Annotated in this window: 12 protein-coding genes; 4 read left to right on the top strand and 8 right to left on the bottom strand. The window is 54.8% G+C overall.

From position 1 onward, the window contains the following. Positions 1 to 58: 58 nt before the first annotated feature. Positions 59 to 862, bottom strand: a complete 804-nt coding sequence (locus SK47_RS09600) for an AraC family transcriptional regulator (protein ID WP_039268873.1) — start codon at positions 860 to 862, stop codon at positions 59 to 61. 109 nt (positions 863 to 971) lie between these two features. Between SK47_RS09600 and SK47_RS09595 the strand changes: the two genes are divergently transcribed. Further along, positions 972 to 1,763, top strand: a complete 792-nt coding sequence (locus SK47_RS09595; RefSeq protein ID WP_032645704.1) for a sulfite exporter TauE/SafE family protein — start codon at positions 972 to 974, stop codon at positions 1,761 to 1,763. A gap of 130 nt (positions 1,764 to 1,893) precedes the next feature. Here the strand turns inward: SK47_RS09595 and dcp are convergent, their stop codons facing one another. Next, positions 1,894 to 3,927, bottom strand: a complete 2,034-nt coding sequence (gene dcp, locus SK47_RS09590) for a peptidyl-dipeptidase Dcp (RefSeq protein ID WP_048244003.1) — start codon at positions 3,925 to 3,927, stop codon at positions 1,894 to 1,896. Positions 3,928 to 4,070: 143 nt separating this feature from the next. Between dcp and ydfG the strand changes: the two genes are divergently transcribed. Both ydfG and SK47_RS09580 read left to right on the top strand, forming a co-directional pair. Then, positions 4,071 to 4,817 carry a bifunctional NADP-dependent 3-hydroxy acid dehydrogenase/3-hydroxypropionate dehydrogenase YdfG gene (gene ydfG / locus SK47_RS09585; RefSeq protein ID WP_015570609.1) on the top strand — a complete coding sequence of 249 codons (747 nt, stop codon included), beginning with the start codon at positions 4,071 to 4,073 and terminating at the stop codon, positions 4,815 to 4,817. A gap of 90 nt (positions 4,818 to 4,907) precedes the next feature. After that, entirely contained in the window at positions 4,908 to 5,594 is a 687-nt protein-coding gene (locus SK47_RS09580) for a GntR family transcriptional regulator (protein ID WP_003857403.1), read from the top strand. 35 nt (positions 5,595 to 5,629) lie between these two features. On the opposite strand, the gene SK47_RS09575 is transcribed toward SK47_RS09580, so the two are convergent. Further along, complete coding sequence (locus SK47_RS09575) at positions 5,630 to 6,061, bottom strand: universal stress protein (protein ID WP_003857404.1); 432 nt, start codon at positions 6,059 to 6,061, stop codon at positions 5,630 to 5,632. A gap of 287 nt (positions 6,062 to 6,348) precedes the next feature. Here SK47_RS09575 and ydfZ point away from each other — a divergent pair, with 287 nt between their 5' ends. Then, complete coding sequence (gene ydfZ / locus SK47_RS09570; RefSeq protein WP_003857405.1) at positions 6,349 to 6,552, top strand: putative selenium delivery protein YdfZ; 204 nt, start codon at positions 6,349 to 6,351, stop codon at positions 6,550 to 6,552. Between the two features lie 44 nt (positions 6,553 to 6,596). On the opposite strand, the gene SK47_RS09565 is transcribed toward ydfZ, so the two are convergent. The 5 genes from SK47_RS09565 to SK47_RS09545 form a co-directional block, all read right to left on the bottom strand. Next, on the bottom strand, positions 6,597 to 8,060 hold the full coding sequence (locus SK47_RS09565; protein ID WP_003857406.1) for a mannitol dehydrogenase family protein: 1,464 nt from the start codon (positions 8,058 to 8,060) through the stop codon (positions 6,597 to 6,599). Positions 8,061 to 8,283: 223 nt separating this feature from the next. Continuing rightward, on the bottom strand, positions 8,284 to 9,663 hold the full coding sequence (locus SK47_RS09560) for an MFS transporter (protein ID WP_048244001.1): 1,380 nt from the start codon (positions 9,661 to 9,663) through the stop codon (positions 8,284 to 8,286). 73 nt (positions 9,664 to 9,736) lie between these two features. Beyond that, complete coding sequence (locus tag SK47_RS09555; protein ID WP_003857408.1) at positions 9,737 to 10,756, bottom strand: Zn-dependent oxidoreductase; 1,020 nt, start codon at positions 10,754 to 10,756, stop codon at positions 9,737 to 9,739. A gap of 14 nt (positions 10,757 to 10,770) precedes the next feature. Beyond that, positions 10,771 to 11,985: a D-mannonate dehydratase ManD gene (gene manD / locus SK47_RS09550; RefSeq protein WP_023314071.1), complete on the bottom strand. Its 1,215-nt coding sequence runs from the start codon at positions 11,983 to 11,985 to the stop codon at positions 10,771 to 10,773. Between the two features lie 111 nt (positions 11,986 to 12,096). Continuing rightward, positions 12,097 to 12,423 carry a YnfA family protein gene (locus tag SK47_RS09545; RefSeq protein ID WP_003857412.1) on the bottom strand — a complete coding sequence of 109 codons (327 nt, stop codon included), beginning with the start codon at positions 12,421 to 12,423 and terminating at the stop codon, positions 12,097 to 12,099. Positions 12,424 to 12,531 lie beyond the last annotated feature (108 nt).

Genomic DNA, 12,531 nt, shown 5'->3' with positions numbered 1-12,531 from the left:
CTTCTCATGAATTAAAGAATTTGACGTGGCAGCGTCTTTAGCTGGTACATAGCTGACGCTATGATCGGTGCCCTGTCCCGTGGAACTTTTTGAATAATGCCGGGTGATAATACGAAGGTGGCTGTCCTGTGACACGGCGGAACATCGTTGCGAAGGATGATGCATTATCGTATCCAAGAGTCAAGGCTACTTCATTTACGGGTTTTCCCGTTATCAACAATGCCAGCGCGCTAACCACGCATGCTCGTTGGCGCCAGACAGAAAATGACATGCCCATTTGCTTAAGGAAATGGCGACGAAAGGTGCTGTCGCTCATGAACAGCGCATTTGCCCAGCGCTCTGCTGGATCATGGATTGAGGGATTGAGTAAAAACGCCTGACAAAGAGCCAGTAGGGCCGGATGTCGCGGCAACGGAATATCGAATTCGCGAACCGGCATAGCCGCCAGCTCCAATATCATCAGATTTATCAGTGCACGGTCACGCGTGCTTTCATACAGTGGCGGTAAATCCACTGACTCAAGCAATAGCTGACGTAATAATGGCGATACGCTAATAACTTCACAACGAGGATATTTTAAGAAGGCATTCACGAAATCTGGTTCTATATACAGACTGCGAGTGGTCACGCCAACAAATTTGACGGCGTGCATAGTTTCGGGTGGGATCCAAACAGCATGTTGTGGAGGAACAATCCACTCTCCATCCTGGGTTATGACATGCATTAATCCGGTCGCGCCATATAGCAGCTGCGCGCGGCGATGTTTGTGCTGTGGCAGCATAAATCCCTGCACATAGTCATTGCCTATCGCTACCACTTCACGATCTAGCTGCTCGACCTCTTCAATCTTTACGTTGCGCACACCCGTCTCCTTATGACCGATTTACAAAGGTAATTGAGCGCGGCGCGAATGGGAAGCAGGACGCTACCGGTATAAGCTGCGAAATCATTTTCAGGTCGAGGGTATGATTTTGAATGATATCGCAATCATTGCGCTGGCAGGCTTTACTACCGGTATTACCACCGTGCTTTTTGGCTTTGGCGGCGGCTTTGTCGTAGTACCATTCGTTTATCAACTAATGCTACGGCAGACCGAACTGGCACTAAACGCCATGCATATCGCGGTTGCTACCTCTACATCGGTGATGATATTTAACGCGGGCTGGGTCACCTATCGAAACTGGCGAGCTTGCGAGCTTTCATCGCAAATGTTATTCCCGTTACTATGGTTTATAGCCATTGGGGCTATCATGGGTTCCTGTCTGGCAGGAATATTTAGTGAGAGTGTTGTTCGCGCGCTGTTCATTTTCTACATGCTGGCAACAATCAGCGATTGTTTGTTGCGTAAGGGTTTTCTCGGAGGAAGTTCTCTGCGTCGCTTGTCATTTCCTGTAGTAACGGGCGGCGGAGTGACCATTGGTATGATAGCCGCATTGCTTGGCGTGGGCGGAAGCGTAATGACGGTACCCCTGTTACGGCGCCATGGTTATGCGATGCGTGAATGCATTAGTGCTTCTAATCCGCTTTCCCTGCCCGTCGCGCTATGTGGTGCCGTGACGTATGCAGTTATTGGCTGGCAAACTATTCCTGTGAATGGATTTCTCGGTTTTATCAACCTGAAAATTTTAGGTATGTTGGTACTAACAGGCTGGGCAGGAATAGTTTTTAGCCGTCGGGTTATACCTGCTGTACCTGATATTTGGCACGCACGAATCTATGTCATGCTGCTGTTCCTGGTGTTACTGGCGATGCTATTTCAGTAACCCTCTTTTATCGCAGCGACTAATGGCCCGTAATTATACCTGTCTCAATGTACCTTTCAGACACAAAGCGGACCAAAGCGTACAAAAAACCGGGCCTCGCGCCCGGTTCTGTTTACACACTAAAAAAGCCTTACGCACTCAATCCGCGATTCTCCAGCATCGGTTCGATCTTCGGATCGTGCCCGCGCCAGTTCCGGTAAAGTTCAGCTAGATCAGTGCTGTTGCCGCGGGACAAAATCGCCTCGCGGAATGTCTGTCCGTTTTCGCGGGTCAAACCACCCTGCTCGACAAACCACTGATAGCCATCGTCCGCCAGCATTTGCGTCCACAGGTAAGCGTAATACCCCGCCGCGTACCCGCCGCCGAAGATATGGGCGAAATAGCTGCTGCGATAGCGCGGCGGTACGGCTGGAAGATCCAACCCCTCTTTTTTCAACGCGGCGGCTTCAAAGGCTTCCACGTCTTCAACGGGCTCCTGAATGCCGTGCCAGTTCATATCCAGCAGCGCGGCGCTCAATAGCTCCGTCATGTCATAACCCTTGTTAAACTGGGTCGCATTGAGCATTTTTTCTCGCAGCGCATCCGGCATCGGTTCGCCGGTTTGATAATGACGAGCAAAGTGCGCAAACACCTGCGGATGGCTGGCCCAGTGTTCATTGATCTGCGACGGAAATTCAACGAAATCACGCGGCGTGTTGGTGCCTGAAAGCGTGGCATAGCGCTGGCTGGCAAACAGACCATGCAGGGTATGGCCAAACTCGTGGAACAGGGTAATCACATCATCCCAGGAGATCAGCGCGGTCTGCCCGTTCGCCGGTTTTTGATAGTTGCAGACGTTATAAATCACCGGACGCGCAGCAAACTCGTAAGACTGCTCAACAAAATTCCCCATCCACGCACCGCCCGCTTTGGAATCACGCGCGAAAAAGTCGCCATAGAACAGCGCCATGCCTTCACCCGTGTGGTCGAAAATCTCCCACACGCGAACATCCGGGTGATAAACCGGAATATCGAAACGCTCGACAAAACGGATACCGAACAGCTGCGTGGCGGTCCAGAATACGCCATCTTCAAGCACGGTATTGAGCGCGAAATAGGGTTTGATCTGCGACTCATCCAGCGCGTATTTCGCTGAGCGCACGCGTTCGGCATAAAACGCCCAGTCCCAGGCCTGCACCGTAAAACCGCCCTGCTCGTCGTCGATGACTTTCTGAATATCCGCCTGCTCCAGCGCAGCCCTGCCGCGCGCCGCAGGCACTATTCCGCGCATGAATTCGAGCGCGGCTTCCGGCGTTTTCGCCATTTGATCGGCAATGCTCCAGCTCGCATAGTTGTCAAAGCCGAGCAGCTGCGCCTGTCTTGCCCGTAACGCGGTAAGCCGACGGATCAGCTCGCGCGTATCGTTTTCGTCGCCTTTCTGAGTGCGTTCCCAGCCCGCGCTGAACAACTTTTTACGGGTCTCGCGCAACGCCAGCGCCGCCAGCGCGGGCTGTTGCGTGGTATTCAAAAGCGGGATCAGCCAGCGTTCCTTCAGCCCTTTTTCTGCGGCAGCGTGAGCCGCGGCAGCCATCTCCTCCGCACTGAGCCCGTCAAGCTGGCGAACATCGTCCACCACCAGCCCTCCCGCCTTATTCGCCGCGAGCAGGCGCTGGTTGAACTGGCTGGTCAGGGTGGCGGCTTCGGTATTCAGAGATTTCAGCTCGGCTTTTTCATCGGCGTTCAGACGCGCGCCCGCAAGAACAAAGTGCTGATACGTCTCCTCCGTCAGTCGGCGGGATTCGGCATCCAGCGCCTCGCGATCCTGCCAGACGGCTTCCACGCGGGCGAAAAGCGTATCGTTTAGCCAGATATCGTTCGCCAGCCCGGCCAGTTCGGTGGAGAACTGCTCGTCCAGCGCCTGAAGATCATCGTTAGTGTGTGCGGACGTCATGGCGAAGAATACGCTGCTCACGCGCGACAGCATGGCCCCGCTTTTTTCCAGCGCCAGCAAGGTGTTATCGAAGTCCGGCGCGGCGCGCTGCGCGATAATCGCGTCAATGTCTGCACGCTTCAGGCGCATTGCTTCATCAAACGCCGGGCGATAATGGCTGTCGTTGATCGCATCAAAACGTGGCGCCTGATAAGGCAACAGGCTAATTTCAAAAAAAGGATTGTTGACCGACATCGTTTACTCCTGTGCACGGTATTTCTCCCCAGAGTAGGCCAGCCTGCGCCAGCCTGCAATGGCGTCATACAAATGTTGCCTTAACGACGTGCCGGAGAGCGTGCTATGTTAGTACAACACAAAAAGCGTTGAGGAACAGTGAGATGATTATTTTAGTTACCGGGGCGACAGCGGGTTTTGGTGAAAGCATCACGCGTCGCTTCGTCGCCAACGGACACAAAGTGATTGCAACGGGGCGTCGTCAGGAGCGTTTGCAGGAGCTAAAAGACGAGCTGGGTGACAGCATTCTGACCGCACAGCTGGACGTCCGCAACCGCGCCGCCATTGAAGAGATGATTGCCAACCTGCCTGCCGAATGGCGTGAAATTGACGTGCTGGTCAATAACGCTGGCCTGGCGCTGGGTATGGAGCCTGCCCACAAAGCCAGCGTGGAAGACTGGGAGAACATGATCGACACCAACAACAAAGGCCTGGTGTACATGACCCGCGCCGTGCTGCCGGGCATGGTTGAACGTAACCGTGGTCATATCATTAACATCGGTTCCACCGCTGGAAGCTGGCCTTACGCGGGCGGCAACGTCTATGGCGCGACCAAAGCCTTTGTCCGCCAGTTCAGTCTGAACCTGCGCACCGACCTGCACGGAACTGCGATCCGCGTGACCGATGTTGAGCCGGGTCTGGTAGGCGGAACCGAATTCTCCAACGTGCGTTTCAAAGGCGATGACGCGAAAGCGGATAAAACCTATGAAAACGCGAATGCGCTGACGCCGGAAGATATCACCGAAACCGTCTGGTGGGTCGCGAATTTGCCGAAGCATGTCAACATCAACACGGTTGAGATGATGCCCGTCAGCCAGACCTATGCCGGACTCAGCGTGCATCGCGGGTAATTCACCCTTCCCGGCCTGCGGGCCGGGTATGTGATGGCAGGGAAAAGAATGGTAGTATGTTCAGGTTAACTCTCTGAGAAATCACAACCCATGGCCGCTGAATCGCAACTTAATCCTACCCAGCCCGTTAATCAGCAAATATATCGCATCTTACGCCGTGATATTGTTCGCTGCCTGATCCCACCGGGAACGCCACTCTCAGAAAAAGAGGTTTCGGTACGTTTTGACGTTTCCCGTCAGCCCGTGCGCGAGGCGTTTATTAAACTCGCAGAAAACGGCCTTATTCAGATCCGCCCACAGCGCGGCAGCTATGTAAATAAAATTTCGCTTTCGCAGGTACGGAATGGCTGTTTTGTTCGCCAGGCCATAGAGTGCGCCGTGGTGCGTCGCGCCGCGTCGCTCATCAACGATAACCAGTGCTACCTGCTGGAGCAAAACCTGCATCAGCAACGAATCGCCATCGACCGCAAACAGTTAAACGACTTTTTCCAGCTGGACGACGAGTTTCACCAAAAACTGGCGCAGATCGCCGAGTGCCAGCTCGCGTGGGATACCGTTGAAAACATCAAAGCGACCATCGACCGCGTGCGCTACATGAGCCTCGACCATGTTTCTCCGCCAGAGATGTTGCTGCGCCAGCATCATGATATTTTCAGCGCGCTGGAAAAACGCGACGTGGAAGCCGTAGATAAAGCGATGACGCTTCACCTTCAGGAAATTAGTGAGTCAGTTCAGTTAATTCGTCAGGAAAACCGCGAGTGGTTCAGCGAAGAATAAAACCTCGCCGCCCCCTTTCGGTTGCGGCGAAGTAATTAGCGGACCACTAATACTGGAATAGTGGCGTAGCGCAGGATAGTTTCAGCATTTGAACCCAGCAGATGGGTTGTCATGCTCGGGTTTCTTGATCCAATAACAATAACGTCATATTTCCCCTCTTTGCTGAGCTTGATGATTTCATCGCGTACGTTGCCGAAGCGAACTTCACAATCAATATTTTCCGGGGACATATCAAAGAGCCGTTTCAGCGCCTTCATCTTCTTATCAGACTCGGCGGTCATATACTCTTCGAACTTCTTAATATCGGCATTGAACCCCCGCAGTAACGAACGGCTGCTGTTAGGGAGAATGTTGACCAGGGTGATCGTCGCGCCTTCCGCCTTCGCGAGGTTGACCGCATGGCGTACCGCTTTATCGCTCAAATCCATTTCAAACACGTCAACAGGCATCAAAATTTTCTTATACATAAGCCTGACTCCTTTTCCGATGAAGGGTTATTTTCTGTCTCCAGAATGACATTGTGGATATAAACAAAGCCTAAACACTTGCATCCGTAAACTATCAATTAAGGAAAATAACTGTCCGCTTTGTAAAGTGGTGTCCTTAACCGTCAACGCCTGCATGAAATAAGAAAAAAGTGTGAGCTTGATCAAAAGCAAATAATTTCGTTAAAGAGAGGCGTATTAATAGTGCCCCGTGAACGGCAGCCGTCGAATTAGCGCCGTAGCGGATAAGTACGAGAGGAGAAAATACCATGATGACATACGACCGTAACCGAAATGCAATCACCACTGGCAGCCGCGTCATGATTAGCGGCACAGGTCAGTTCGGCGTGATTAAAGCGATCCACAGCGACGGCCTTAATGCCGAGCAGGTGCGTCGTGGTAAAACGGTTGAAGTGGAAGGATGCGAAGGTAAGTTCGAACCGATTGAGCTGATTCGCCTGGGGATGCACTAAGCTGCGCCCCGACATGCCGCCGCGGACGGCGGCATGTCATAGCGTTAAAGCCGGGTGGCGTACTCAGCAACCGTGGCCTTCGCGCCTTTTTGCAGCAACGTCTGATAAGCCTGCATGACCGACGCCACAAACACCGCGTCCTTCGGCAGCTCGTTACCGAAAATAGCCTCAATGCCCAACAGCGCATTAACGCGGCTTTCGCCTTCAGCGCTACCGTTTACCGCCGCCTGAATCACCGCCAGCTGCGGGTCACTCACCTCAATCGGGTTACCCTGCTCATCCACACCGCCGACATAACGCATCCAGCCCGCCACACCGAGGGCCAGCAGCGGGAAGGGTTTCTGGTGGACCAGGTGCCAGCGCACGGAATCGAGCATCCGCTGCGGCAATTTCTGGCTACCGTCCATGGCGATTTGCCAGGTGCGGTGACGCAGGGCCGGATTGCTGTAGCGCGCGATCAACAGGTCAGCATAGTGAGCTAAATCCACCCCCTTTACTTTCAGAGTCGGCGCCTGCTCTTTCAGCATCAGCGCATGCGCGGCTGCGCGATAATGTTCATCTTCCATGCAGTCGTTAATGTGCTGATAACCGGCAAGGTAGCCGAGATAGGCCAGGAACGAGTGGCTGCCGTTAAGCATTCGCAGCTTCATCTCTTCAAACGGAATGACATCAGAAACCAGTTCCGCACCGGCCTTTTCCCACTTTGGACGTCCGGCGACGAAATTATCTTCCACCACCCACTGGCGGAACGGCTCGCAGGCGACACCTGCCGGATCGCGTACGCCGGTCAGCTGTTCGATTTTATCCAGCGTGTCAGCCGTGACGGCGGGCACAATACGGTCCACCATGGTTGACGGGAAGGTGACGTTCGCTTCAATCCAGTCGGCCAGTTCGCCGTCAACAGCGCGCGCGTAGGCGCAGGTGACATTGCGCATCACGTGGCCGTTCTCCGGCATGTTATCGCATGACATCACGCTGAATGCTGGCAGCCCCGCCGCCTTACGCCGCGCCAGCGCTTCAACCACAACGCCCGGCGCAGATTTCGGCTGATGGGGGTTTTGCAGGTCGGCAACGATTAACGGATGATCGAACATCAGTTGTCCTGTTGCCGGGGAATGGCAATACCCTTTCTCGGTGATGGTCAGGGAAACAATGGCGACCTGTGGCTCGCACAGCGCCGCCAACACGGTTTCCAGCCCGTCGACCTGCGCATGCAGCGCGTTTTTGACGACGCCGACCACGCGCGCTGTCCACGCATCGGCAGACATCTCTGCCACGGTATAAAGGTTATCCTGTGCCTTCAGATCGGCGATCTGCTGTTCGCCGCCAATCAGGTTAACTTCGCAGTAACCCCAGTCGCTGCCCTGTTCTGCGGCGAGTATATCGGTGTACACCGCCTGGTGTGCGCGGTGAAACGCGCCAAACCCTAAATGAACAATGCGTGCCTTGAGGCTGTCGCGATCGTACTGAGGACGCGTTGCCTTCGCCTGTAATAACTGGTTTTCCATGATTGAGACTCGTTAATTAATGAACGCTGTGATCCGCTGCCGCTTCCTTTTCAGAGCGGCAGCGCCTGCTGACTACACCAACTAGAATGGCAGTCGGAGTCAAAAAACGCTGCCATTAACCATACTGATACGTCGTTTTCAGATCTTGATTTACATTAACTTTTCGCCATGTGGTGTGACATCAGTAAAAAGTTGTGTGACAGGTAACGCAAGATGTAAACCACTAGCGGCGTGAAGAGAGCGCGCCGTAGGCTACCGCTTCTTTATGCGGCGCTTCGGCTGCATCTTCGGCTTCACTCAGATCGCGGTCGCGCACTTCCGGCATCAGCAAAGCGGAGCCCAGCCCAATCAGCGAGTACGCCACCAGCATCGCCACAATTGGCCACCAGGACCCGGTCATGTTGCAGAAGATCCCCGCCAGCACCGGACCAAAGCCAACGGCTACCAGCCCGCCCGCCTCTTTCGAAATGGCCATACGGGTAAAGCGGTTCCGCGAACCAAACATCTCTGCCATGGTGATGTTTTCCAGCGCAAACAGCCCGAGGACCGCAAAGTTATGAATAACGATGATAGAGAGCATAATCACGCCCGGCGCGTAACTTTTATCGACGATAATCGACAGCATCGGGTAAGCCAGAATAATGGCTGAAATGTTAAGGAGGATATACGGCAGACGGCGCCCCACTTTATCGGACAGCCAGCCCAGCAGCGGGATGGTGAGGAAGCCGAGAATCGAACTGATCATCAGCGCATCGGTTGGGATCGCCTTATCAAATAACAGCGTCTGCACCAGATACCCGGCAAGGAAGGTCTGGATAAGCCCAGAGTTACCGGCCTGGCCAAAGCGCAGCCCCGTCGCCAGCCAGAACGATTTGCTCTTAAACATCGCGCCTAATGAGGTATCCTGCGCCGCCGCTGGCGCAACGGTTTCGGCGTCGTTAACCTTCTCAAACACCGGGCTCTCTTTAAGGTTCATACGCAGCCAGATGGCGAAGATCATCACCACCACGCTGGCGAGGAATGGCACGCGCCAGCCCCAGGCAATAAGTTCTTCACGATCGAGGGCAAAGAACATCACGGCCCAGATCGCCGTGGCGCTCAGCGTTCCGCAGTTGGTGCCCATGGCCACCAGCGAGGAGATGATGCCGCGTTTACCCTTCGGCGCGTACTCCGCCAGCATGGTGCCCGCACCGGAGATTTCTGCCCCCGCGCCCAGCCCCTGAATAATACGCAGCGTCACCAGCAGCACCGGTGCGAAAATCCCGATCTGCGCGTAGGTCGGCAGCACGCCGATTAAGGTGGTGCAGATCCCCATCATGGTGATGGTGATAAACAGCACTTTTTTACGGCCAATTCTGTCGCCCATTCTGCCGAAAATAAATGCCCCGACGATACGCGCGATGTAGCCTGCGCCGTAGGTGCCCATCGCCAGGATCAGCGCCATGGCCGCCGATTGCTCAGGGAAGAAAATTTCATGAAACACCAGCGCGGCGCCAAGGGAGTAGAGCTGGAAATCCATAAATTCCAGGGCGGTGCCCAGCCAGCCAGATACGGCGGCTTTCACCAAATCTGACGTACTTCTTTGAGGTTGTGCTTGAGTCATAATGGCTATCTCTGAAAGGTAAGATGCGTACCACTTAGAGCCTGTCTTCGCAGGCTCTTAACCGCGTGAATTATTATTGGTCGAACGTGAGCAAGACTTTGCAGCACTGCCGCTGGTCTTTTTCAAACAGTTCGATGGCGTCTGTAACGTGGTGATAGTCAAATGTATGGGTGACCAGTTTTTCAGGGTCGATCAGCCCTTTTTCCAGCCAGTCAATGACCACCGGGAATTTGTTGGCATTCAGGCGCGAAGAGAAGATCGACAGCTCTTTGCCGGTGATCCCCTGCTGCACGATCTGGCTCGGGTCGCTGGAAAATCCCATCAGCACGATGCGCGCCGCCGGAGACGCCAGCGTAATCGCTTCCTGCAAAATGGACGGATGACAGGCAGCATCGATGATTAATGTCGGCTTGATGCCTTTTTCATCCAGCGCAGTCTGTAACGACTGCTCGCCGTTGTTGAAGACCCAGTCTGCGCCGCTGCGTTGCGCCATCTCCAGCCGCTCATCAATGCGGTCTACCACGATGACCTGCTTCACCTTGTAAACGCCCTTCAGCGCCTGCACGGTGACCAGCCCCATCGGGCCTGCGCCGTAGATCAGCGCCACGTCCTGTTCGGTGGGTTTCGCCTGCCCCGTCACGTTGGCGGCAATGGTGAAGGGCTCAACCATCACCGCGTGTTTGTCAGGGATCGCATCCGGAATGTGCCAGGCATTTTTCGCCGGCACGACGGCGTATTCGCTGAAACCACCGTCGCGATGGACGCCCAGCACCACCAGCGAGGTGCAAACGTTCGGTTTTCCGACGGAACAGGGGTAACAGTGCCCGCAGCTGATCACCGGATCCACCGAAACGCGCTGGCCGAGTCGGGTGCCCTCCACGCCTTCGCCAACCGCGTCTATTTCGCCAAAGAATTCGTGACCGATTACCCGCGGATATTTTGCAAACGGGTTATGCCCGCGATAGATATGGCTGTCTGAACCGCAGATACCGGCGAGCTTAATTTTGACGCGGACGTCGCCTGCCCCCGGCAACGGGAGAGGACGCTCCTCAATCTCCAGCGCATTCGGCTGTTGGATCACTACGCTTTTCATCATTCGCTCCTCGTTTACCAGTTCCAGAGAGTGCCGTCTTCCAGACGGGCCACCGGCAGATAAGCCGGATCGTACGGGTATTTCGCTGCCAGCTTCTCATCAAACTCAATGCCCAGCCCTGGCTTGTCGCCCGGGTGCATATAGCCGTTATCGAAGCGCCAGCTGTGCGGGAACACTTCCAGCATCTGCTCCGAATAACCCATATACTCCTGCACACCAAAGTTCGGTACCCACAGGTCAAAATGCAGCGCCGCGGCGTGGCAAATCGGCGACAGATCCGACGGGCCGTGTGAGCCGGTACGCACCTGGTAGAGTGAGGCAAAGTCCGCAATGCGACGCATTCCGGTGATGCCGCCCGCATGGGTTATGGTGGCGCGGATATAGTCAATGAGCTGCTCTTCAATCAGCTGCTTGCAGTCCCAGATGCTGTTGAACACTTCCCCCACCGCAATTGGCGTGACGGTGTGCTGGCGGATCAGGCGGAAACACTCCTGGTTTTCAGCGGGAGTCGGATCTTCCATCCAGAACAGGCGGTAATCTTCAATACTTTTGCCGAACCGCGCCGCTTCGATGGGCGTCAGACGGTGGTGCATGTCGTGAAGGAGATGTTCACTGAAACCGAACTGGCTGCGCACTGCGTCGAACAGTTTGGGCGTGAAGTCGAGGTATTTCTCGGTGGACCACAGCTGCTCTTCCGGCCAGGCGCCCTTGGTCGCAGGTTCATACGCCAGCCCTTTGCCTTTGGCCATGCCGTAGGTGGTTTTCATTCCCGGCACGCCGCACTGCACGCGAATTGCCTTGAAGCCCATCTCTTTATGACGGGCATAATCTTCCAGCACGTCGTCAATGGTGTGCCCGGTGGTGTGACAATAAACCATCACCCCTTCCCGGGAAGCCCCGCCCAGAAGCTGATAGAGCGGCATGTTCGCGGCTTTCGCCTTAATGTCCCATAGCGCCATATCCACGGCAGAAATCGCTGACATGGTGACCGGACCACGACGCCAGTAAGCGCCTTTATAGAAGAACTGCCAGATATCTTCGATGCGGTGCGCATCGCGGCCAATCAGCTGAGGGCACAGGTGATCTTTCAGGTAAGAGGCAACGGAAAGTTCACGTCCGTTAAGCGTGGCATCACCCAGGCCGACAATGCCCTCATCGGTGGTGATTTTAAGGGTGACAAAGTTACGCCCCGGGCAGGTGACAAATACTTCAGCCCCGACAATCTTCATAATCCATTTCCTTACATCGCTCGTTGTGATGCAGGAAATTTACGCAACTACACTACTACCATACAAGTATAATGATCGTAAAATAAGCGGGCGATCACACTATAAGGACGCTTATGCGCGTCCCCAACCGGCCACGATGATCAACATGCCGCACAGGGCAATCAGCGCGCCTGCCCAGTCATACAGGCTTAGCCTGACGCCATCGACAACGCGCAGCCACAGCAGCGCGGTACAGACGTACACTCCGCCGTAGGCCGCATATACCCTCCCGCTGGCGGCCGGATGCAGGGTGAGCAGCCAGACAAAAAGGGCCAGGGACACGCCCGCCGGGATCAGCAGCAGCGCGGAAGCGCCCCGCTTTAGCCAGAGCCACGGCAAAAAGCATCCGATGATTTCGCACAGCGCGGTCGCGAAAAAAAGCAGCGTCGTTTTGAACATTTTTCTCGTTTCGTGAGGATTGATTTAGACATCATACGCGATAATGTTCACATCGTTCCCATACCTGCCGCGCGGGTATGACACCCTTTCGGATTGGTGTAGAATCCA

The organism is Enterobacter sp. BWH52, assembly GCF_001037565.1.
Classification (GTDB): domain Bacteria; phylum Pseudomonadota; class Gammaproteobacteria; order Enterobacterales; family Enterobacteriaceae; genus Enterobacter; species Enterobacter hormaechei_C.
The sequence above is the reverse complement of the archived record's forward strand: the minus strand, read 5'-3'. Positions and strand labels throughout refer to the sequence as shown.